The following is a 21,623-nucleotide window of genomic DNA, read 5'->3' as shown; positions in this document are numbered from 1 at the left end:
CACCCAAGTGACGAGGAGCAAGCGTGGCCAAAGTCATCTTCCACGACCATGAAGGCAATACTAAGGAAGTCGAGGCCAAGATCGGCACCTCCGTCATGGAAGCCGCCATTTCCAACATGATCCCCGGGATCGACGCCGATTGCGGCGGCGCCTGCGCGTGCGCGACGTGCCATGTCTATGTCGGCCCCGAATGGGTCGGCAAGCTCAAGCCCAAGGACGACATGGAAGACAGCATGCTCGACTTCGCCGAGAACGTGCAGGACAGCTCCCGCCTGTCCTGCCAGATCCTTCTGACGGACGAGCTCGACGGGATAGAGATCACGACGCCCGAAAGCCAGTAATTTGGACTACCTTCTGGTCGTCGGCGGGCTCGCCCTGCTGGTCGCCGGCGGGGAGGTCCTCATTCGCGGCAGCGTCGGCATCGCCGAACGGTTCGGACTGTCGCGCGCCCTGATCGGTGTGCTGCTGCTGGGTTTCGGCACGTCCATGCCGGAATTCGTCGCCACCTTTGGCGCGGCGGCCAAGGGTGCGGACGACATCGCCTTCGGCAACGTGCTGGGCAGCAACATCGCCAACATATTGATGATCCTGGGCGTGTCGGCGTTGATCCTGCCGATCGCGACGCAGATGCGCGAAGTGCGCCGCGACGCGGTCTTCGTCATGGCCAGTTCCGTGGGCTGCATGGCCTGGATCCTGGTCGGCGGCATCCCGACCCTTGGCGCCGCCGCGCTCGTGGCCGCCTTCGCCGCCTATCTGGTCCTGTCGATCCGCGCCGACCTCGCCCTTCCGCCAGACGCGGCGGACGCGTCGGCCACGCCGAAGCCCGTCCTGCTGTCCCTGGCCATGGCGCTGGCGGGGGTCGCGCTGCTGGTGGCGGGCGCGGAAGGGCTGATCCGCGGGGCCGGCGCCATCGCGCGCGGCTTCGGCGTCTCCGAAGCCCTGATCGGCATCACGGTGGTCGGCATCGGCACGTCCCTGCCCGAAGCGACGGCCTCGATACTGGCCTCGATCAAGCGCGAGAACACGCTCGCCTTCGCCAACATCGTCGGGTCGAACATCTTCAACGGGCTGGCCATCCTGGGCGTGACGGGCCTGGTCTTCCCGCTCGGCTTCGACGTCAGTGCGGCCGGCTTCTCCGCGCTCGACGGCGTCGTGCTGCTGGCCGCGACCGCGCTGATGTTCGTCTTCGCCGTGACCCACCGCAAGGTCGTGCGGTGGGAAGCGGCCGTGATGCTGGCGGGCTACGCCGCCTATCTGGCCTGGTTGGTCAGCCGGGCGCTTTAGAGCGTCAGCTCGCCCTCTTTCCGGCCGATCCAGTAATGCACCCGGTCGGCGTCGACGCGGACCAGCGTCAGCCCGTCCGTCTCCAGCCCGTCCTCGAACCAGTTGGACAGCTCGTCCTTCCAGTGCTCCTCCAGCGTGTCGCGGTCCGTGTGCAGGCTCGCCGTGCCGGTCAGGACGATGAAGGTGTCGTCTTCCGTGTCCTGATAGGTCACGCTGACGCGATCGTGCGCCTTGATGTCGTCCACCGTCGTCGTGTCGGCGCGGGTGAAGAAATGGGTGTCGCCGTCGAACTCCACCTCGCGGTTGTTGGACATGGGCCGCACCGCGCTGTCGTCGCCGTGGCGAGTCACCAGCATGGCGATGTCCTGCTTGGCCATCATCTTGGACAGCTTTTCGATGGACAATGTTTCGGCGGACTGGCTCATGGGGCGGCTCCTTGTATCTAGGGGATGAACCCGCGCAACGGCTTGCGCGTCCGCCCGGTTCCGAAGTGCGGCGTTTCGCTACGCCGCGGCCAGCATCGCATCGACGATGTCGAATACGGCGCCGACCTCGTCCAGGATCGCCTGCGTGCGCTCCGGCCGGGCGAGCGGGCTGAACATCGACCCAGCCTCGAACTGGTTGCGCGTTTCCACCGCGATGAACAGCGTGTCCGCATCGAACCCGTAGCGAATGTTCTTGCCCGACACGGCGGCTTCCAGATCGACCATGCGCTGCATGAAGGCCGGATCGAGGATGACGCGCCCTTCCACCTGGTCGGTCCCATAGGCTTCGAAGATCTTCTCGAACACCGGGTCGGCCAGCCCGATCCGTTTCATGTCGCCGCGCTTCTTGCGCTGGAACAGCCCTTTTTCGCGCAACACGATCGTGCGGCCGTAAGTGCGGGTCGGAAACTGGATCTGCATCAACTGTCCGCGAAAGATCGTGGACCACCGGGTCTTGCCTTTGCTGTCGCGCGTGCGCCGTTCGAAATGCGCTTCGACCGCGTGGAACTGCGCGCCATGCGCCTGCCCGCTCAACCGGTCTTCGAAGGACGACCGGTCGATCCTGTTCGGTATCAGGAACAGTTCGGCAAAGGGGCGTATGTCGTAGTTTATGACATCCGCGTCGAACGTCCAGCCGATATATTCGACGACGGACGAGACGATCCGACCCTTGGTCTCCTTGCGGATGGAATTCGTCGAAGCCCCGAAAACGACGAAACCACTCATCATGGCCAAGCCGACGAGGAATATGCCGAACATCGGATTGTCGAAGTAGAGAATGATGAGCGAGGAGACGGACAATAGGACGGCGGTCGACAGGACCGCACCGATCAGGCCCTTGCGCACGGCAGCCTGTCGCACCGCGTCGCGGTCCTTCAATATGGGTCGAACGTCACGTGCGAAATATTCGGAAAACCCGTCAAACTCCGCATGTTTGGATCGAAAGGAATGCATCATCCGAGCGCCGCGCGCGCGTCCGACAATTTGGCCAGCTCGTCCGCATATCCCGCGCGACGGTCCTTCTGCTCCTGCACCACGGCAGCCGGTGCACGGTCGGTGAAGTTGGCATTGCCGAGCTTCTTGTCGATCTTGGCGACCTCGCCTTCCGCCTTGGCGATGGACGCGTCGAGTCGCTTGCGCTCGGCGTCCACGTCGATGAGGCCGTCGAGCGGGATGGCATAGGAAACCCCGTCCACCACCGTCTGCAGCGCGCCGTCAGGGGCTGCCTCGGCAAAGGTCACCCCGTCCACCCGCGCGAGCCGCCCGAGCGCCTCGCCGAACGTCTCGAAGCGTTCGTCCTGCGCACCCACCACGACCAGCGGCGCCTTGCGCGAAGGCGGCACGTTCATCTCGGCCCGGACCGAACGCAGGGCGGAGATCAGCCGGATCAGCCAGTCGATGTCGTCGCCCACTTCCAAAGGCTCGATCTCCGGCCAGTCGCTCAGCATCAGGAAGCCGTCACGATCCCCCGTCTGCGCCCACAGTTCTTCCGTGATGAACGGCATGAAGGGGTGGAGCAGCTTGAAGCTCTGGTCCAGCACCCAGCCCAGCGTCGCCTGCGTCTCTTCCGGGTCGGCGCCGTTCAGGTCCGGCTTGGCCAGTTCGATATACCAGTCGCAAACCGTGCCCCAGACGAAGCTGTAGACCGCGTCCGCCGCATCGTTAAATCGGTAGGCGATGATGTATTCCGTTGCCGTCGCCGCCGCCTCAGCCGTCTTGGCTACAATCCAGCGATTGAGCGCGGACTCGACGCGCGCCGGGTCGAAGTCCCCACCCCCGCGACAGCCATTCATCTGCGCAAAACGTGCCGCGTTCCACAGCTTGGTGCCGAAATTGCGGTAGCCCGCCACCCGATCCACGGAGAGCTTGATGTTGCGTCCCTGCCCCGCCATCGCCGCCAGGGTGAAGCGCAGCGCATCCGCGCCGAACGCCTCGAACCCGTCCGGATAGGCCTTGCGCGTCGCCTTGGCGACCTGCGGCGCGGTCTCCGGGTTCTTCAGCCCGCGCGTGCGTTTCTCAACCAGTTCCTCGACCGACACGCCGTCGATCAGGTCGAGCGGATCGATCGTGTTGCCGATCGATTTGGACATCTTCTTGCCGGCCTCGTCCAGCACCAGCGCATGGATATAGACGTCGCGGAACGGCACCTCGTCCATGAAGTACAACCCCTGCATCATCATCCGCGCCACCCAGAAGAAGATGATGTCGAACGCCGTGACGAGGACGGAGGTGGGGTAGAACTTTTCGAGATATTCGGTTTCGTCCGGCCATCCAAGCGTCGAGAAGGGCCAGAGGCCGGAGGAGAACCAGGTGTCAAGGACGTCGGGGTCGCGAATGTAATCAAATGTAAATCGACTTCCTGATCGTAGAAGAATTTGTGCTTTTAAATACGTATAAACACCAACTTCTGTTGGCCCTTGCTTCAGACTAACATCAATAACTTTTGAAATGATGGATAACTCATCAAGATGTTTTCGAAACTTGACCTCAAGTTCTGTTTCATCTCCAACCACAAATGGAGTTGCTGTAAGCAGATCGTAAAGCTGATCTAGTTCAAGTATGATCCTTTTATGTTCTTCTGATCCAGTCTCGGTTGCGGGACCAGACAACGAAGCGAAAATCCAAGCCGGAATCCTATGCCCCCACCAGAGCTGGCGGGAGATGCACCAGGGCTGGATGTTCTCCATCCAGTGGTCGTAGGTCTTCTTCCAGTTTTCGGGGATGAAGCGGGTGCTTCCCTCATTCCCGCCTTCGCCGACTTGAACAGCCTGCCCCGGACTTGATTCGGGGGCGAACCCATCACCTGAACCATCGGTCGTTGGGAGATGGGCAGGCCGATCAAGTCGGCCTGAGCGGGAAGAAGTCAGAGCTGGCTTGATGCCTTCCCCCTTCCCTCCGCTCATCCCGGACTTGATCCGGGATCTAGGCTGCTTGCCATCGCCGTCGACTGGATCCCGACTTTCGTCGGGATGAGCGGAGGGAGGAGAGGCATGTCCTCGAGCCACCGCCGCCATCGCCTCGCCCGCCAGCTTTTCCGCATCCACGAACCATTGGTCCGTCAGCATGGGCTCGATCACTGCGCCGGAGCGGTCGCCGAAGGGCTGCATGATCTTTTTGTCCTCGACCTTGATCAGCAAGCCTTCCGCGTCGATGTCGGCGACGACGGCCTTGCGCGCCTCGAACCGGTCCATCCCGACATATTTTTCCGGCATGATGTCGCTGGCGATCATCTCGCCCTTAGTCCCCATCAGCGCATACATGGGCAGGTCGTGCCGCTTCGCCACCTCATGATCGTTGAAGTCGTGCGCGCCGGTGATCTTCACCGCGCCGGAGCCGAAGTCCGGGTCCGGATAGTCGTCCGCGATGATCGGGATCAGCCGGTCGGCGAGCGGCAGGCGCACCTTTTTGCCCACGATCGGCGCGTAGCGGTCATCGTCCGGATGGACTGCCACAGCCCCGTCGCCGAGCATGGTTTCGGGCCGGGTCGTGGCGATGGAGATATAGTCGCGCTCCTCGCTCAGCGTGACGTTTCCGTCCGCGTCCTTTTCGATGTAGGTGTAGCTCTCCCTGCCCTCCAGCGGATATTTGAAGTGCCACATATGGCCGTCCATGTCGCGGTTCTCGACTTCGAGGTCAGAGATCGCGGTTTGGAAATGCGGGTCCCAGTTCACCAGCCGCTTGTCGCGGTAGATCAGACCGGCTTCGTACATCTCCACGAACGCCTTGGTGACGGCCTCGGCCATCTTGTCGCTTGGGTCGTCCGGATCGCCCAGCGTGAATTTCTCCCGGCTCCAGTCGCAGCTCGCGCCCAGACGGCGGAGCTGTTCGGTGATGATGCCGCCGCTCTCGCGCTTCCAGGCCCAGACCTCGTCCAGGAAATCCTCACGGCTCATGGAAGAGCGCGGGCGCTGTTCCTCGGCCAGCTTTCGCTCCACCACCATCTGGGTTGCGATCCCGGCATGGTCGGTGCCGGGCTGCCACAGCACGTCGTAGCCGCGCATGCGGTGGAAGCGCGCCAGGATGTCCTGGATCGTGTTGTTGACCGCGTGACCCATATGCAGGCTGCCCGTGACGTTGGGCGGCGGGATGACGATGGAGAAAGGCGGCTTGGCCTCGTCCATGTCCGGCCGGAAACAGTCCGCCGCCTCCCACGCCGCGTAGAGGCGACCTTCCGCTTCGGTCGGGTCGAAATGCTTGGGCAACGTGCCGGGGGGGAGCGTTCCGGGGGGGAGCGGTCCGGGCGGCGGAGCGTCTGGGTGTTCGGGTGTCGGGTCGGACATGGGGGGCTCAAAACAAAAGGCCCGCCTCTGCGGGAGACGGGCGGGAAGGACGGGTCAAGCCTTAGCGCGGCGTCCGGCGAAGCGTCAATCGCGGGCCGGACGGAAGAACCAAGACGGGTCGGCGTGAAGGGGTTTTCGCGATGACACCCTGTTTATGGCCCCGTTTCGCCCCGGCGCGGATATGATTGCCGGTATGAAACCCGAAGGCCTTGCGCATCAACGCGTTGGAAGATGATGCTAAAGCGGTTCGGCGCGGATGGATCGCCCGCTACTTCCCGTTGGCGATGCGTTTGACTTCCTTGGCGACGGCGCGTTCGACGATGCCTTGCAGGTTTTCGTCGAGCCATTCCTTGATCATCGGCTTGAGCGCTTCGTGGACCAGGTCGCCGACGCGCGGGCCGCGTTCGGACAGGATCGCCTTGTCTTCCACGACCTGGTTGAGTTCGGCGAACGCGGTCATCGTCGCCTCCTCGGTCACGTCGTCGAGAATGGTTTCGGAGCGGACGGCTCGCGGCATGGAAGTCTCCATTGAGGTCGGGGCAGAGGCAGAGGGGGCGGAAGCGGGTGCTGGGGTCGTCGGCATAGGGGCGGGCGCCGTGACGAGAGCGGGCGCCGGCAAGGCAGGTTCGGGATTGGCCGGCGCAGCGGCGTCGGAAAACGCATGCAAGGCGGCATCATTGACGGGTCCGTCGGCACCGGGAGCGTCGTGGTCGGATCGTGCGTCATCGAGTCCGTCTTCGGACGACGCGGCGGGCGCGGGATCGTCCACGCTCTCGGTATCGCCCACAGGTTCGACATCGTCCACAGGCTCGGGCGGAGCGAACGGCGCGACCGCATCGGCTTCGGCCGCTGCGGCGATGTCCGCCAGGGACGGTCCGCCTGAGTGAGTGTCGGAGACGGGCTCCTCGTCCGGCATGGCAGCCGGTTCCGGATCAGGATCCGGGATGGCGAGCCCGTCCGTGTCGAGGGCCGGGGCTTCGTCGTCCGTCGTCATGTCGAGGATGGTGTCGAAGATATCCTCTTCCATCGCGTCGAGCGGATCGACCGGCGCCGTGTCCCGACCGGAATCGGGCTGTGCGATCGCCTGCGGCACCGTGGAGCCGGAGTGGGACGGATCGGGCCGAGCCGAAAGCTCGTCCGGCGCAGCGGCCATGTCCGTGTCGCCCTCATCCGCGTCGGTCAGGTCTTCCATCAGGGCGCGGACCAGATCCATGTCGTCCGCATCCTCTATCTGGGCCGTCTGACTTGAGGCCGTCTCGGACATCGGACCATCGACCGGCGCGGCTGGCGCTTCATCCAGGCCGGCGTCCGGACTCAGCGTGGCGGCGGCGAGCGGGCCGTCCGGAACGGGCGCGTCGTCCGCCTCGTCCATCCCGATCATCAGGGCGTTCATCAGCTGGTCCATATCGTCTTCGGCGCTGCCGCCGACATCGCGGTCCATCGCCGTGGATGAAACCGCGCCGGAACTTCCGGTGCCAGCATATTCAGTCTCGGCAGTTCCAGGAAGGGACATGTCCGGCATGGACACTTCGGACAAGGACGGATCGGGGGACAGGACCGGATCGGGAGCCGGAATGGCGAGATCGTCCTCGCCCACCGCAGCCGCGTCGGGCACGGGCTCGATCACGTCGAAATCGGTCAGCAGCGACTCGATGTCGAAATCGCCGTCTCCCGAAACGACCCGTCCAGACGGGCCCATCTCGGCCCCGCGCATCTCCGACCCGCTTTGGGGCAGCGCCGGAACGGCGGCGGGATCGTCCATGGGACCGTAGGCCCCGCCCGGTCCATCCATCGGGACGGGATCGGCATCGTCGGCGATGATCTTGCGAATCGACGCCAGAATGTCTTCCATGCTCGGCTCTGTATCGCCGTCGGCGAAGATGTCGCTCTCGGCGGCACTCGCGCTGGAATCCGGTGTCTGCTCCGACATATGACTCTCAAATCCCCAATCATCGTGCGCGGATCGGCGATCCGTTACACTTAACAGAGGGTTAAGCGAAGGCTCGCCCCTTGTCTAGGCGAGCGCGCGGACAATCCACCGCGGATATGGAAACCGGACGAAACCGCGAAAACGGCCTAGGCAAAACACTGTAGTTGTAATGGCTTGCGTCATATTTTGAAAGCGCGCGCCTGACCGTCGCCACGCTGCCCGGGGAGTCCCGTCTAGCTCAGCGCCTGTCGGGCCGGAGGCGATACGTTCCGCTTGCGGAATGCAACGCCGGATTGATTCGGATCGGGCCGCCCGCCCGTCAGGGGGTCTCGATCAGGATGACGGGTTCGTCGGCGGGAGCGGCGATCCCGGCTTCGATCGCGCGCAGGTCGCCGGCGATCGTCGTGCCGCCGCCCAGCCTTTCGGGCAGGATCCGGTCCGCGACGCGCTTCAGACCGTCATCGACGGCCACCGCCAGATGGATGTCGGGATCGTACTCCGCGACCGGCAGGTTCAGCCCGTCCACATCGAACACGCCGATCGTGGCGAGCAACTGGAAAGCGGCGGTGTCGAAGCCGCGTTGGGCATCGATCAAGGTCAGGCGCGCGTCCAGCGTCTCCTGCTCCGCATCCAGCACGTCCAGCTGCGTGCGCGTGCCGACCTGCTGTTCCAGTTCCACCCCTTCGAACGCGGTCTCGGCCGCGGCGACCTGGCGGCGCCCGGCTTCCACGATCCGGCGCGACGCTTCCAGCTGCGCCCAGACCTGCGCCACGGCTTCGTGGACGGCGCGTTCCGTGTCGCGCGCTTCGAACCCCAGCCGTGTCCGGGCGTGGCGGGCCTGACGCACGCGCGATGCGTTCGCACCGCCGCTGAAGATCGGCACGCTGAGCTGCGCGCCCAGGATGGCCTGGTCGCCGTCGGAAAAGCCGAGCAGCGACCCGCGCGACCGGCCGACCGATCCCTGCAGGTTGACCGTCGGCCGTCCCGCCGCCTTGGCGACGTCGATCGCCGCCTCGCCGCTCAACTCGTTATAGTAGGCCGCCAGGAGCTGCGGATTGTTGGCCAGCGCCAGGACCGTCGCCGCTTCCAGCGACCCCGGCAGGGCGACCTCCGGCACAGGCTGCAGCCGGTTCGGCATGCGTCCGACTAGGCGCACGAAGCGCGCCCGGCTCGTTTCCAGCTGGGCGTCGGCCTGGGCCAGACCGGCTTCGGCGGCGGCCAGGCGCGACTGGGACTGGGCGGTATCGGTGCGCGTGCCTTCGCCGACTTCGAAGCGCGCATCGGCGGCCGAGAGCTGGCGTGTCAGCACGCGGACATTGTTGCGCCGGATGCGGGCCGCTTCCTCGTCGCGCAACACATCCACATAGGCCTGGGCGGCGGACAGGAAGACGTTGTTCTCCGCCCCGTCCAGCCCGGCGCGGGCCGCCAGGATGCCGGCCTTGGCTTGGCGTTTCAACGCCTTGACCCGGCCGCCCTGATAGATCGGCTGCAACACGTTGAACTGCGCCGAGCGCGGTTCCGTGCCGACCCATTCGCCCTGGTTCGGATTGAACGGGTTGGGTGTGTCGCCTTCGACGCCTTTATCCGCTTGCAGCGACGCCGACCCGCTGAGGCTCAGATTGGGGCGGCCCTGGGCGCGGGCCTGGACGTAGTTTTCGTCCACCTCGCGCAAGCGCGCCCGTTCGGCCAGCAGCTGCGGATTGCCGCGATAGACGCTGGCCAGCACGCTTTGCAGCGTATCGCCCGCCTCGGGCGGCAAAACCTGCGGCAGGATTTGGGATTGGGTTTGGGTTTGCGGCACGGTTTGGGTCTGCGCAGCGGCAAGGGTCGCGCCCGCGCTCCATAGCAGGGCGGCACAGACCGCGGCGGCAGAGGCGCGGCTGGATTTGGGCATCAAGGTCATGCGTGGCTTTCTCCCCCGCGCCCGGTGCTACAGGGCGAAGCTCCGCGCCGGCTCGAAACCGGGCAGGAAAGGCGCATGAGCGTCGAATTCGATCCGGTTGCCGATCGCCTGGCCGGATTTGGTGAACAGGGTGGCGCGGCCCACAGGCCCCGACCGGACGATCACCGCCAGACGCCCGCCATCGGCCAGCTGGTCGAACCAGCTTTGCGGAACGTCGGCCACCGCACCGCCGACGACGATCACGTCGAACGGGCCGTGTTCCGGCGCGCCGCGTTTCAGGTCGCCCTTGACGATGGCGGCATTCAGCACACCCAGATCGGTCAGCAGGCCGGTCGCGCGGTCCACCGTTTCGTCATCCGTTTCCAGCCCGACGACCGTTTCGGCGATCTGCGCCAGGATGGCGGTCGAATAGCCGCGGGCGCAGGCGAGATCGAGCACGACCTCGTCGCGTTCGATCTCGGCCGCCTGCACCAGCTTGGCGAAGTCGCGCGGGCGCAGCAAAGCGCGCCCTTCGCCGTAATCCAGCACGGCGTCGCCATAAGCCAGCGCCATCTTGGAGGCCGGCACGAAGGCTTCGCGCGGCGTGCGGCGAAAGGCGACCAGCAAATTCAGGTCCGTGACATCCGCGGTGCGGATCTGGCTTTCGACCATCGTTTCGCGCGCGGCGCCGAAATCGAATTGGGGCATGGAAGGCGGTCCTCTGGCATCGGGGTCGGCGCGGATGGCGCGCGTCGGCCCGACCCCTACTCCTGCTGTGCGCGCCCCGCAACGGTCGTTGCGCGCAAGACCGCCATGCGCGGATCGACGCCGAAACGATTTTACGGCAGGGTCGCGCCGACATTCCCCATTGCGCAACCGCCCCTCCTATTGATAGAGGCGCGTTCGCTTGGACGGTACCATGGCGGAGTGGTGACGCACCGGATTGCAAATCCGTGAACCCCGGTTCGATTCCGGGTGGTACCTCCAAGCCAGACAAGGCTCCCGATCACCACCGGAGCTTTCCCGCCCGTCACAGACATGACAGGATTCCGCGCCAAGCGCGCCCTTCCCCTTCCCCACCCACGCCGCTACACCGCCCGCATGGACTTTGCCCTCGCCCTTCTTCTTGGCTATCTGCTCGGCTCGGTCCCGTTCGGCCTGTTGCTCACCCGCGCGACCGGCGGTCCTGACATACGCGAAATCGGCTCGGGAAACATCGGGGCGACCAATGTGTTGCGCACCGGCAACAAGGGCATCGCCGCGCTGACGCTGCTTCTCGATGCCGGCAAGGCGGCGGGAGCGGGCTGGTTGGCGATGGCGCTGTTCGGCGCGCCTTTTCACCTCGTCGCGGCCGCGGCGGCGCTGCTCGGACACTGCTATCCGGTCTGGCTGCGCTTCAAGGGCGGCAAGGGCGTGGCGACTTTCTTCGGCGCGCTGCTGGGCCTGGTCTGGCCGATCGGGCTGGTCGCGGCGGGAACCTGGCTGCTGGTGGCTTTCACCACGCGCTACAGTTCGGCGGCGGCGCTTTGCGCAGCGCTGTTTTCCACGGCCGTGTCGCTGCTGTTCTTCCCGTGGCCCGTCACGGCGATGATCGCCTTCATGACGGTGCTGATCGTCTGGCGCCATCGAGAGAATATCGGCCGTCTGCGCGCCGGGACCGAGTCGCGCATCGGCCGGAAAGCCTGACCGCCGCGCGATGCAGACGCATGAACTGAGTTTCGCGGAGCGGCGCGACTGGTTGCGGCTCTACCGCACGCGCACGGTCGGCCCTGTCGCCTTCTGGGGCCTGATGCAGCGTTTCGGATCGGCACGCGACGCGCTGGACGCTCTGCCCGGCCTGATCCGCAAGAAGGACATCTGCCCGCCTTCCCCCGAACAGGTCGAAGCCGAGATGGAGGCGAGCGAGCAGGCGGGCGTACGCATCCTCTGCGCGGTGGAACCGGACTATCCCGACCTGCTGCGCGCGCTCGACCCCGTCCCGCCGCTGATCAGCGTCTGGGGCGATCCGAGTCTGGCGACCCGGCCCTGCGTCGCCATGGTCGGGTCGCGCAACGCGTCCGCCATCGGGCAGAAATTCGCCGCCACGCTGGCCGGAGAGCTGGGCGAGGCGGGCTTCACCATCGTCTCCGGGCTGGCGCGCGGCATCGATGCGGCCGCCCATGCGGCGGCGCTGGAGACCGGCACGGTCGGCGTGCTGGGCGGCGGTGTGGACCACATCTATCCGCGCCAGAACACGGAGTTGCATCTGGCCATGCGCGAGCGCGGGCTGCTCGTCTCCGAATCGCCGCTGGGCTACCGCGCCACGGCGCGGGACTTCCCGCGGCGCAACCGCCTGATCTCCGGATTGTCGCTCGGCGTCGTCGTGGTCGAGGCGGCGGAGCGCTCCGGCACGCTGATCACGGCACGCTACGCGCTGGAGCAGAACCGCGAGGTCATGGCCGCGCCGGGCAGTCCGCTGGACCCGCGCACAAAGGGCTGCAACCGCCTGATCCGGCAGGGCGCCGCCCTGGTCGAGACGGCGCAGGACGTCATGGATTGTCTGGAAGGGGCGCGTCGCGACGCCGTGCCGTCCAGCCTGTTCGACCCGGCGGGCGGGTTCGACGCGCCCGGTTTCGACCCGGACAGGCAGGCGGCGGAAATGGCAAGGGCCAAGGACAAACTGAGCCGCGCCTTGTCGTTCACGCCGACCCATCGCGACGACCTGATCCGCGCGTCGGGCGTGCCGGTCGGCCTCGCCGCGGCGGCGCTGCTCGAAATGGAATTGAATGCCGACATCCTGGTGGAGCCGGACGGACGCGTCGGACGCGCGGGATGAGCGCCTAGTCGGCGTCGGGGCCTTCGCTCAGCATGCCGGCGACAACGACCAGCAACGCCGCCGCCTCCGCCTTGCCGGCCGACATGGCCATGTCGGACAGCTCTCGCGCCGATGACGCGATGTGGTTGGCGATATCGGCGTCCGATGCGCCGTCGAAATCATTGACAGTCTTGTTCTTCAACACGGGTTTCCTCCAGCCTGACACATCCCGTAAAAGTAGAAAACTATTTGATCAAACGCCTTGAAGTTGCAAACGATTATCATCGTTAAAAGAGTTCCCCCGGCTAAGCGTCTGGACGGTCCGATTGACATGACCGGGACGACCGCCCAAATGGCGCGCCGCTTTCGCCCTGATCACTGAACGGATTTCCATGAACCTTGTCGTCGTCGAATCGCCCGCCAAGGCGAAGACCATCGAGAAATATCTAGGACGTGATTACCGTGTCCTGGCCAGCTTCGGCCATGTGCGCGACTTACCCTCCAAGAACGGGTCCGTCGATCCCGACAATGATTTCGCAATGAGCTGGGCCGTGGATACGCGCTCGCGCAAACGCATCAAGGACATCGAAGACGCGCTGAAGACCGCCGACAAGCTGATCCTCGCGACCGACCCGGACCGCGAAGGCGAAGCGATCAGCTGGCACCTGCTCGACGTGCTGGGCAAGAAGAAGATCATGAAGGACATGCCGATCGAGCGGGTCGTGTTCAACGCCATCACCAAATCCTCCGTCATCGACGCGATCAACAATCCGCGCCAGCTCGACCAGGAGCTGGTCGACGCCTATCTGGCCCGCCGCGCGCTCGACTATCTGGTCGGCTTCACGCTGAGCCCTGTCTTGTGGCGTAAACTGCCCGGCGCACGCTCGGCCGGCCGGGTCCAGTCGGTCGCCCTGCGCCTGATCACGGAACGCGAAACCGAGATCGAGCAGTTCAATCCGCGCGAATACTGGTCGGTCGCCGCCGACATGGAAACGGCGTCCGGTGCGTTTTCTGCCAATCTGGTGCGGCTGGACGGCGAGAAGCTCGACAAGTTCAGCCTGAACGACGAGGAAAAGGCCCGCGATGCGGAAGCCAAGGTCAAGGCGGCCTCGCTCTCCATCAAGTCGGTCGAAGCCAAGCCGATCACGCGCAACCCGCAGCCACCCTTCATGACCTCGACCCTGCAACAGGAAGCCAGCCGCAAGCTGGGCTTCTCCGCCACCCGCACCATGCAGACGGCGCAGAAGCTCTATGAGGGCGTCAATATCGGCTCGGAAACGGTCGGCTTGATCACCTATATGCGGACCGACGGCATCTCCATGGTCGGCGAGGCGGTCAGCGATTGCCGCGCCACGATCGCCAAGGATTACGGCGACGACTACCTCCCCGGTTCGGCCCGCCTTTACAAGTCCAAGGCCAAGAACGCGCAGGAAGCGCACGAAGCGATCCGCCCGACCGGCTTTTCGCGCACACCCGGCAGCCTGCCCATTTCCGGCGACGAAGCGCGCCTGTATGAGCTGATCTGGAAACGCGCCATGGCCTCGCAAATGGCCTCGGCCAAGCTGGAACGCACAACCGTTACCGTGGTCGATGATCGCGACCGGCTCGCCCTGCGCGCCACCGGCCAGGTCGTGCGCTTCGACGGCTTCCTGAAACTCTACGAGGCGACGACACCCAAATCCGACGACGAGGCCGACAGCAAGGTGTTGCCGCCGCTCAAGCAGGGCCAGGATGCGACCGCCAGGAAAGTGACCGCGGAGCAGCACTTCACCCAGCCGCCGCCGCGCTATTCCGAGGCCAGCCTGGTCAAGCGCATGGAAGAGCTCGGCATCGGTCGCCCGTCCACCTACGCCTCCATCCTCAAGGTCTTGCAGGACCGAGACTATGTCACGCTCGACAAGCGCCGCTTCACGCCCAGCGACAAGGGCCGCCTGCTGACGGCATTCCTGGAGGAATTCTTCTCCAAATATGTCGAATACAACTACACCGCCGATCTGGAGGAACAGCTCGACAAGATCAGCGCGGGCGATCTGGACTGGAAGCGCATGCTCCATGATTTCTGGAACGAGTTTTCCGCCACGATCGACGGCACCAAGGATCTGCGCGTCACCCATGTGCTCGACGCGCTCAACGTCGCGCTGAAGACGGTCGCTTTCCCGGAGAAGGAAGACGGCTCCGACCCGCGCCAATGCACGAACTGCGAGGACGGCGTGCTGAGCCTCAAGCTCGGCAAGTTCGGCGCCTTCATCGGCTGCTCCAACTACCCGGAATGCAAGTTCACCCGTCCCTTTGGGGCAGCGGACGGCGAGGACACGGAGGCGCAGGATGCGGAGCTTGGAAAACACCCGGAAACGGGCGATGCGATCTGGCTCAAGACCGGCCGCTTCGGCCCTTATGTCGAACAAGCGCTTCCCGCCGACACGGATCCGGACGCCAAACCCCAGAAAGATAGAAAGGGGCCAAAGCCCAAACGCGCCAGCCTGCCCAAAGGCTGGAGCTGGCAATCCATCGATCTGGAAAAGGCGCTCCGCCTGCTCGAACTGCCGCGTCCCATCGGCAACCATCCCGAAGACGGCGAGCCCATCAAGGCGGGCATCGGCCGCTACGGCCCCTATGTCGTCCACGGCAAGACCTTCGCGTCCTTGGACGATGTGCAGGAGGTCTGGGACGTCGGCCTGAACCGCGCCGTGACCTTGATCGAAGAGAAGAAGAGCAATCCGCGCGGCCGCGGGCGCGGTCAGACCGTGCTGAAGGATCTGGGCAAGCATCCGGGCGACGAGGCCCCGGTGCAGATCCTCGACGGCCGCTATGGTCCCTACGTCAAATGGGGCAAGATCAACGCCACCATCCCCAACGGCCAGGATCCGCAGGACGTCAATATCGACATGGCGCTGGAATATATCGCCGAAAAGGAAGCCAAGGGCGGCAAGAAGAAAGCCCCGGCGAAGCGCAAGAAGGCTCCGGCAAAGAAGAAACCGGCAGCGAAGAAGTCTGGCGCGAAGAAGCCGGCCGCAAAAAAGAAAGCTCCAGCGAAGAAGTAGGTCCGGCGCGACGTTCGCTTCGTGGGACGAACAGGTAAGGCTTGCAGCCCAAGCCCGACCGTCCTCGTTCCTCCCGCTCACCCCGACTCAAGCCGGAGTCCGGATCGACGCCGCAAAGCCCCGCCCCGGCTCGCCCGGTTGTCCGGCAATGAACCGCGTGGGACCGCGCCCATCAACCCGGCCTGCGGCGGACAGGCGCAGGGTTCAGACGCGGCCCTGTCCCAACCTTTTGGCGTGTCGCGCATTGGGTCTCCATTGCACCCCAAAACATATATAGCTGACGACATATGACATTATCCCGCGATTCCATCCTCGACGCCGTGCGCGAGCGGCCCGACCATTACGACCGCAAACGGCTGGCGCGGCGGTTGGGGGTCAAGGGCGACGATCGGCGGACCCTGCGTCAGACCTTGCGCGAACTCGTCGATGACGGGGCACTGGTCTACACGCCGGAGAAGACCTACCGCATCGCCGACGCCCTGCCCGGCGTGATGGTCGTCAATGTCGTGCATATCGACGAAGACGGCGACATGTGGGCCGATCCGGAGCGCGAGCTGAAAGGCGGCGTGCAGCGCTCCATCCTGATCCGGGACACCGTGGACGGAAAGAGAGGCGGCAAGCGCGACGATGGGGGGGCGCTGGGCATTGGCCACCGCGCGCTGGTGCGCATCAAGGAGCGCGAGGACGGCACCGCCGTCGGCATGGTGATGAAGCGCCTCGGCGCGGGCGCGCAGACGCATATGGGCGTGCTGCACAAGACTGATAAGGGCTGGCGGATTCAGCCCGTGTCGAAGAAGGCGCGCCACGATTACGGTGTCGATCATGTCCCCGACACGCTGGAAGACGGCGCCATCGTCATGTTCCGTTCGACCCGCAAGAACCGGGGCCAGCTGCGTTTGGCGGAAGTGCGCGAGACCATCGGCAACATCAAGGAGGCGCGCTCCGCCTCGCTCATCTCCCTGCACGAAAACGATATCCCTCTGGGCTTCCCGCCTGCCGCCATCGAACAGGCCGAACAGGCAACCATGCCCAAGGTCGGCGAGATCGGCCATGAGGATCTGCGCCATTTGCCGCTGCTGACCATCGACCCGGTCGACGCCAAGGATTTCGATGATGCCATCCTGGCCGAACCGGACGACGATCCGAAGAACCCCGGCGGCTGGTCCGTCTGGGTCGCCATCGCCGACGTCGCCGCCTTCGTCACGCCGGGCAGTCCGCTCGACAAGGCGGCGTGGGAGAAAGGCAATAGCGTCTATCTACCCGACCGGGTCGAGCCGATGCTGCCGCACGAACTCTCCTCCGATCTGTGCAGCCTGCGCCCGGACGAGGACCGGGCCTCGATGCTGGTGCGCATGACGTTCGACAGTGGCGGCAACAAGCAAAGCCACAAATTCCACCGCGGCATCATCCGCTCGCGCGCGCGACTGACCTATCGCCAGGCGCAGGATGCGTTCGAGGGCCAGAACGGGCCGGAGAGCCAGGACGTGCTGGGTGAGCTGAGCAACCTCTATTCTTGCTACAAGGCGCTGCGTAACGCCCGCGCCCAGCGCGAACCACTGGAGATCGAGCTGCCGGAGCGCCGCGTCAAAGTGGACGAGGCCGGCGATGTGGTCGACATTTCGGTGCGCGACCGGTTCGACGCGCACAAGCTGGTCGAGGAATTCATGGTGCAGGCCAATGTCGCCGCCGCCGAGGCCCTCGCCATGCCCAAATCCGGCAAGGCCGTGCGCACGTTGATGCGGTTCCACGACAATCCGGAACGCCAGCGTGTCAGCGATCTGTCGGAATTTCTGCCCGCGCTGGACCTGAAATTCTCCGCCGGCGAACGTATCACGCCCGCACGGTTCAACAAATTGCTGCGTCAGGCCGAGGACAAGGACCTGACCGAGACGGTCGGCATGGCGGTGCTGCGCACCCAGGCGCAGGCGATCTATTCGGCCGAGCGGATGGGGCATTTCGGCCTCAACCTGACCCATTACGCTCACTTCACCAGCCCGATCCGGCGCTATTCGGACCTGGTCGTCCACCGCGCGCTGATCAAGCAGTTCAAGCTGGGCGAAGGCGGCACGACCCGCGAAGAGGAAAGCCGCCTGAGCGAGACGGCCGAACATATCAGCACGACCGAGCGCCGCGCCATGGTCGCCGAGCGTGACGCGGTCGACCGCTACATCGCCGCATATCTGCAGGACCGCGTCGGGGCGACCTTCAAGGCGCGCATCACCGGCGTGACCAAGTTCGGCCTGTTCGTGACGCTGGCCGAAACCGGCGCCGACGGACTGATCCCGATCAGTTCGCTGGGCCGCGAATATTTCGCGCTCGATGAGCGGACGAAGAGCGTGATCGGCACGGAAAGCGGTGCGACCTTCAAGTTCGGCCGCGAGGTCGAGGTCAAGCTGAAGGAAGCGACGCCGGTGACGGGCGGGCTGATCTTCGACATGGTCAGCAAGGGCGAACCGGGAAAGCCGCCCAAGGGCGGGCGCGCATCCGGCGGAAACCGGTCCGGGAAAAAGGGCGGTCGTGGCGCGAAGCACAAGCGGCGGCGCAAGGGATGAGTCCGTTCCGAATGGATTCGAAAGCCCTCGGCCTCGCCCTATGCCTCTGTGCCGGTTTGGCGGCGTGTGCGACGCCGTCTGAACCGTCGGATGACCGGATTGGCGTGCGCGGTGTGGCTGCCGGTGCGGCTGCCGGTAAAACCGGCGGGATCCATCTCCATCCGGATTACGCTATCGATGCGGCGGCGTCGGAGCGGATCAACCTCCTCTCCCGCAGGGTCGAGACCGCCTATCCGAATGCCTTCACGCATGTCGAACTCGGCCCCGACCGGAGCGTCATCGTCGGACTGTCCGAACCCGGAATAGACATTACGCCTCTGATACCGGCTGGTCTGTCGAACGTGACCGTCAGGCGGATGGCGCTGTCGAACAGAGACTTCGAGCGGTTTTCCGACAGGCTTCGGCACGAACTCGCCGCGGTCGGCCTAGAGAATGTCAGCTTCGGCATCGACATGAGAGACGGATCGGTCGAATTTCTGACGATGAGCAAAGGCGCGGAACTGGAGGCGGCCATCGCAGCGGGGCGGATCACCGTCGGCGACTACAGGGTTTCCGCAGACGAGATCATCCCGACGGCGTTGCATCGCAGGGATCGTTGAGGGACATGTGCTGGCATCGCGGACAGCCATATCCCTCCAGCTTTCGCAGCGATCCCTGTCGTGGCCAGGTTGTCCGAGCCGACAGGACGGCGAGACAGGGGTCGGATGACAGCCGGTGCAACCTGATTGCGCGGATGGAATCACTCCGGACCAAAGTGGCTGTGCCGGTCTCTTCGCGACGAACTTGCCCGACACACGCTTTCGGCCCGTGACCGTTCCCGTTCGCCCCGCCAAAGTCTCCAGCCTGCACCTGACGGACCGGGAGCGGTCCGCCCGGAAGACGCTGGACCGCGCGCCGCGCCCGCGTATCGCCGCGACCGTCGCGTTGACGATCGGCGATCCGCGGGACCCGAAGATCCTGATGGGCCAGCGCAGTTCACGGCACGATTTCATGCCCAGCGTCTATGTCTTTCCCGGCGGGCGGGTGGACCGGATCGACAGCTACGCGCCTTATGCAGGCGATCTGTCGGCGCGGACCGAGCGCGTCCTGGAGGCCGCCGTCAGTCCGCGCAAGGCCCGCGCCATCGCCCTGTCCTGCATCCGGGAAACCTATGAGGAAACGGGACTGATGATCGGCACGCCCGCGGACGGGCAGGTGCGCAACATGAAGAATCCGACCTATGACGCGTTCCGCCAGGCCGGGATGTTGCCGGACATTTCCAGACTGGAAGTGTTCGGACGCGCCATCACCCCGCCGCACCGGCACAAACGCTTCGATGCGTGGTTCTTCCACCGACATCTCGGCGACTCACTGGATCCGGAAACCCCGCCGGAGGTCAATGACAGTCACGAATTGCTCAATGTCGGCTGGTTTTCGTTCGAAGACATCAAGACACTGAAACTGCAACGCGCGACCGTCATGATGATGGATGTGTTCCGGGATCATGTCCGGCGCGACACTCCGGACCCGGCCATCTTCTTTTCGCGCGCCAAACACGGCACATACCGGGAAGAGCGTTTCCCGTGAAACGGCGCATCGCCTGAGTGCCGCGCATGCTTGACTTGGATCGCCCCCGCCCCTATCCGCCGCGCTTCGAATTACCACCCCTATACTGGACGAGTCCCATGGCGAAGCCGACAACCATCAAGATCCGCCTGAACAGCACTGCTGGCACGGGTTATTTCTACGTCACCAAGAAGAACGCCCGCACCATGACCGAGAAGATGGTCAAGCGGAAATACGACCCCGTCGCGCGCAAGCATGTAGAGTTCAAGGAAGGCAAGATCAAGTAAGCCGGCCTATCGGTTCAGATCTCCCGTCGGGACCTTGAGAACGGCGATCCCGTTCGTCGCAAACCTCGCCGCAACGGCGCTCGTCCCAGAGGACGAAAAGGAAGCGCTACGTCAGCCAGGCCACCCTTTCCCTGCCGCCTCTCCGGGCGGCTTTTTCACGCCGCGTCCGCCGATGCCGCCCCGCCTTGCATCACCGCGCCGACCACCTTGTTCCGTCCGCCCCGCTTGGCCTCGTAGAGCGCTCCGTCCGCGCGCCGGAAGACGTCGCGTAGCTGTTCGTCCGCCCGCACCTGCGCCGCGCCGCAGCTGATCGTGACCGACAGGCACTGCCCGTCCACGAAGATCGGCGTTCCGGCGATGGAGGCGCGCACCCGTTCGGCCGCCCGCAAGGCTTCGTCCTGTCGCGTCTCCGGCATGGCGATCATGAATTCCTCGCCGCCATAGCGAGAGACGACATCGACAGCGCGCATGTTCGTGACGAGCCGCGCGGCGATTTCCTTGAGGATCTGGTCGCCCATATCGTGGCCGAGCATGTCGTTGACGCGCTTGAAGTGGTCGATGTCGAAGACGAGGATCGAAAAGTCCCGCCCCTCTTCGCAGAGTTGCTGGAACAGCGGACCCACCTGCCGGTCGAAGAAGCGGCGGTTTCCGAGCCCCGTCAACGGATCGGCGATCACCATTTCCAGATCCTCGTTGAAATTCTCCTTCAGCGAGTCGGCGTAGAATTTCCGCCGCAGCAACGTCGTCATGCGCGCGTGCAGTTCCTGGCTTTCGATAGGTCGCATGATCGAATCGTTCACGCCCAGGTCGAAGGCGCGGACGAAGCCGGACTGGTCTTCCGGATCGCCGACGATCAGGATCGGCGTGTCGCGTGATTCCGCGTTGAACCGCAGCGAGGCGCAAAGACGCAATCCGTCGAAGGATTTGGCCACAAGGCTGACGATGATCAGGTCGTAACCGGCCTTGGCCTTGCGAATGGCCGCGGACGGGTCGCTTTCGACCTGCACATCGTGGCTGTCGCCGATCATGCGCCGGATGCGCGCCGGTTGCCCGCCCGCATCGCCGACCACCATGACACGACCGCGCCGATCCTTTATCCGGTCGAAGACGGGACGGCAATTCTCGGCCGTGTGGCCGGTATGGGTCATGATCTGGTCCGTCGTCATCTTCAGACGCAGCAGCGAGCGGACCCGTGCCGTCAGGTTGAAATCGTCGATCGGCTTGGTGATGAAATCGTCGGCGCCCGCTTCCAGTCCGCGCACGCGGTCGCGCGCCTCCTCCAGCGCCGTGACCATGATGACGGGCACGTGATAGAGCGCCGGATCGGATTTGAGCGCTGTCGTGGCTTGGAACCCGTTCATTCCGCCCGGCATCACGACATCCATGAGAATGAGGTCGAGTTTTTCGCGGCGCGCGATCTCCAAGGCTTCCTCGCCGCTGGCGGCGGTCAGAACGTCGTAATATTCGGCGGCGAGTTTGACGCCGAGCAGGTTGCGGTTGGGGGCGAGATCGTCGACCACCAGGATCCGGGCGGACATGGCGG

General features: G+C 64.9%; 17 protein-coding genes and 1 tRNA gene. 10 read left to right on the top strand and 8 right to left on the bottom strand.

What is annotated here, in order from left to right; all coding sequences use genetic code 11:
• Window positions 1–23 precede the first annotated feature (23 nt).
• Window positions 24–341 carry a 2Fe-2S iron-sulfur cluster-binding protein gene (locus Q0718_RS04230; protein ID WP_298913907.1) on the top strand — a complete coding sequence of 106 codons (318 nt, stop codon included), beginning with the start codon at window positions 24–26 and terminating at the stop codon, window positions 339–341.
• Window position 342: 1 nt separating this feature from the next.
• The gene (locus tag Q0718_RS04225) at window positions 343–1,284 is read left to right on the top strand and encodes a calcium/sodium antiporter (protein ID WP_298913904.1); all 942 of its coding nucleotides are present in this window, start codon (window positions 343–345) and stop codon (window positions 1,282–1,284) included.
• On the opposite strand, the gene Q0718_RS04220 is transcribed toward Q0718_RS04225, so the two are convergent.
• From Q0718_RS04220 to Q0718_RS04195, 6 genes are all read right to left on the bottom strand, one after another.
• Complete coding sequence (locus tag Q0718_RS04220; protein ID WP_298913901.1) at window positions 1,281–1,709, bottom strand: pyridoxamine 5'-phosphate oxidase family protein; 429 nt, start codon at window positions 1,707–1,709, stop codon at window positions 1,281–1,283. The genes Q0718_RS04225 and Q0718_RS04220 overlap by 4 nt on opposite strands.
• A 78-nt stretch (window positions 1,710–1,787) precedes the next feature.
• Complete coding sequence (locus tag Q0718_RS04215) at window positions 1,788–2,726, bottom strand: DUF3137 domain-containing protein (RefSeq protein WP_298913898.1); 939 nt, start codon at window positions 2,724–2,726, stop codon at window positions 1,788–1,790.
• On the bottom strand, window positions 2,723–5,971 hold the full coding sequence (locus Q0718_RS04210) for a valine--tRNA ligase (protein ID WP_298914282.1): 3,249 nt from the start codon (window positions 5,969–5,971) through the stop codon (window positions 2,723–2,725). The genes Q0718_RS04215 and Q0718_RS04210 overlap by 4 nt, the downstream gene beginning before the upstream one ends.
• A gap of 346 nt (window positions 5,972–6,317) precedes the next feature.
• A complete protein-coding gene (locus Q0718_RS04205; protein ID WP_298913895.1) occupies window positions 6,318–7,979 on the bottom strand; it encodes a DUF2497 domain-containing protein in 1,662 nt (553 codons plus the stop codon).
• A gap of 319 nt (window positions 7,980–8,298) precedes the next feature.
• Window positions 8,299–9,882, bottom strand: coding sequence for a TolC family outer membrane protein (locus Q0718_RS04200; RefSeq protein ID WP_298913892.1), 1,584 nt, complete (start codon window positions 9,880–9,882; stop codon window positions 8,299–8,301).
• A gap of 27 nt (window positions 9,883–9,909) precedes the next feature.
• A complete protein-coding gene (locus Q0718_RS04195; protein WP_298913889.1) occupies window positions 9,910–10,569 on the bottom strand; it encodes a protein-L-isoaspartate O-methyltransferase in 660 nt (219 codons plus the stop codon).
• Window positions 10,570–10,774: 205 nt separating this feature from the next.
• Between Q0718_RS04195 and Q0718_RS04190 the strand changes: the two genes are divergently transcribed.
• The 3 genes from Q0718_RS04190 (at window position 10,775) to dprA (ending at window position 12,676) form a co-directional block, all read left to right on the top strand.
• Window positions 10,775–10,848: transfer RNA gene (locus Q0718_RS04190), tRNA-Cys, on the top strand.
• Window positions 10,849–10,962: 114 nt separating this feature from the next.
• Window positions 10,963–11,547, top strand: coding sequence for a glycerol-3-phosphate 1-O-acyltransferase PlsY (gene plsY, locus Q0718_RS04185; RefSeq protein WP_298913886.1), 585 nt, complete (start codon window positions 10,963–10,965; stop codon window positions 11,545–11,547).
• 10 nt (window positions 11,548–11,557) lie between these two features.
• On the top strand, window positions 11,558–12,676 hold the full coding sequence (gene dprA, locus Q0718_RS04180) for a DNA-processing protein DprA (protein WP_298913883.1): 1,119 nt from the start codon (window positions 11,558–11,560) through the stop codon (window positions 12,674–12,676).
• A 4-nt stretch (window positions 12,677–12,680) separates the two neighbouring features.
• Here dprA and Q0718_RS04175 read toward each other — a convergent pair whose 3' ends face one another.
• Complete coding sequence (locus tag Q0718_RS04175; RefSeq protein WP_298913880.1) at window positions 12,681–12,860, bottom strand: hypothetical protein; 180 nt, start codon at window positions 12,858–12,860, stop codon at window positions 12,681–12,683.
• 187 nt (window positions 12,861–13,047) lie between these two features.
• On the opposite strand from Q0718_RS04175, the gene topA reads away from it, so the two are divergent.
• The 5 genes from topA (at window position 13,048) to rpmG (ending at window position 20,080) form a co-directional block, all read left to right on the top strand.
• Window positions 13,048–15,696 carry a type I DNA topoisomerase gene (topA, locus tag Q0718_RS04170; protein ID WP_298913877.1) on the top strand — a complete coding sequence of 883 codons (2,649 nt, stop codon included), beginning with the start codon at window positions 13,048–13,050 and terminating at the stop codon, window positions 15,694–15,696.
• A gap of 287 nt (window positions 15,697–15,983) precedes the next feature.
• Window positions 15,984–18,248 carry a ribonuclease R gene (gene rnr / locus Q0718_RS04165; RefSeq protein ID WP_298913874.1) on the top strand — a complete coding sequence of 755 codons (2,265 nt, stop codon included), beginning with the start codon at window positions 15,984–15,986 and terminating at the stop codon, window positions 18,246–18,248.
• 11 nt (window positions 18,249–18,259) lie between these two features.
• A complete protein-coding gene (locus tag Q0718_RS04160; RefSeq protein WP_298913871.1) occupies window positions 18,260–18,847 on the top strand; it encodes a hypothetical protein in 588 nt (195 codons plus the stop codon).
• 208 nt (window positions 18,848–19,055) lie between these two features.
• Window positions 19,056–19,814, top strand: coding sequence for an NUDIX hydrolase (locus tag Q0718_RS04155; protein ID WP_298913868.1), 759 nt, complete (start codon window positions 19,056–19,058; stop codon window positions 19,812–19,814).
• A 98-nt stretch (window positions 19,815–19,912) separates the two neighbouring features.
• A complete protein-coding gene (gene rpmG, locus Q0718_RS04150; protein WP_298913865.1) occupies window positions 19,913–20,080 on the top strand; it encodes a 50S ribosomal protein L33 in 168 nt (55 codons plus the stop codon).
• 155 nt (window positions 20,081–20,235) lie between these two features.
• Here the strand turns inward: rpmG and Q0718_RS04145 are convergent, their stop codons facing one another.
• Entirely contained in the window at window positions 20,236–21,618 is a 1,383-nt protein-coding gene (locus tag Q0718_RS04145) for a PleD family two-component system response regulator (RefSeq protein WP_298913860.1), read from the bottom strand.
• Window positions 21,619–21,623: the final 5 nt, after the last annotated feature.

The organism is uncultured Algimonas sp. (assembly GCF_947498175.1).
GTDB lineage: Bacteria > Pseudomonadota > Alphaproteobacteria > Caulobacterales > Maricaulaceae > Litorimonas.
This window is presented reverse-complemented; position numbering and strand designations above follow the sequence as displayed.

Bases quoted from the DNA above. Each gene is read 5' to 3' on its own strand.
- Q0718_RS04220 (WP_298913901.1), bottom strand. From the start codon at position 1,709: ATGAGCCAGTCCGCCGAAACATTGTCCATCGAAAAGCTGTCCAAGATG.
- Q0718_RS04215 (WP_298913898.1), bottom strand. From the start codon at position 2,726: ATGATGCATTCCTTTCGATCCAAACATGCGGAGTTTGACGGGTTTTCC.
- Q0718_RS04205 (WP_298913895.1), bottom strand. From the start codon at position 7,979: ATGTCGGAGCAGACACCGGATTCCAGCGCGAGTGCCGCCGAGAGCGAC.
- Q0718_RS04200 (WP_298913892.1), bottom strand. From the start codon at position 9,882: ATGACCTTGATGCCCAAATCCAGCCGCGCCTCTGCCGCCGCGGTCTGT.
- Q0718_RS04195 (WP_298913889.1), bottom strand. From the start codon at position 10,569: ATGCCCCAATTCGATTTCGGCGCCGCGCGCGAAACGATGGTCGAAAGC.
- plsY (WP_298913886.1), top strand. From the start codon at position 10,963: ATGGACTTTGCCCTCGCCCTTCTTCTTGGCTATCTGCTCGGCTCGGTC.
- dprA (WP_298913883.1), top strand. From the start codon at position 11,558: ATGCAGACGCATGAACTGAGTTTCGCGGAGCGGCGCGACTGGTTGCGG.
- topA (WP_298913877.1), top strand. From the start codon at position 13,048: ATGAACCTTGTCGTCGTCGAATCGCCCGCCAAGGCGAAGACCATCGAG.
- rnr (WP_298913874.1), top strand. From the start codon at position 15,984: ATGACATTATCCCGCGATTCCATCCTCGACGCCGTGCGCGAGCGGCCC.
- Q0718_RS04160 (WP_298913871.1), top strand. From the start codon at position 18,260: ATGGATTCGAAAGCCCTCGGCCTCGCCCTATGCCTCTGTGCCGGTTTG.
- rpmG (WP_298913865.1), top strand. From the start codon at position 19,913: ATGGCGAAGCCGACAACCATCAAGATCCGCCTGAACAGCACTGCTGGC.
- Q0718_RS04145 (WP_298913860.1), bottom strand. From the start codon at position 21,618: ATGTCCGCCCGGATCCTGGTGGTCGACGATCTCGCCCCCAACCGCAAC.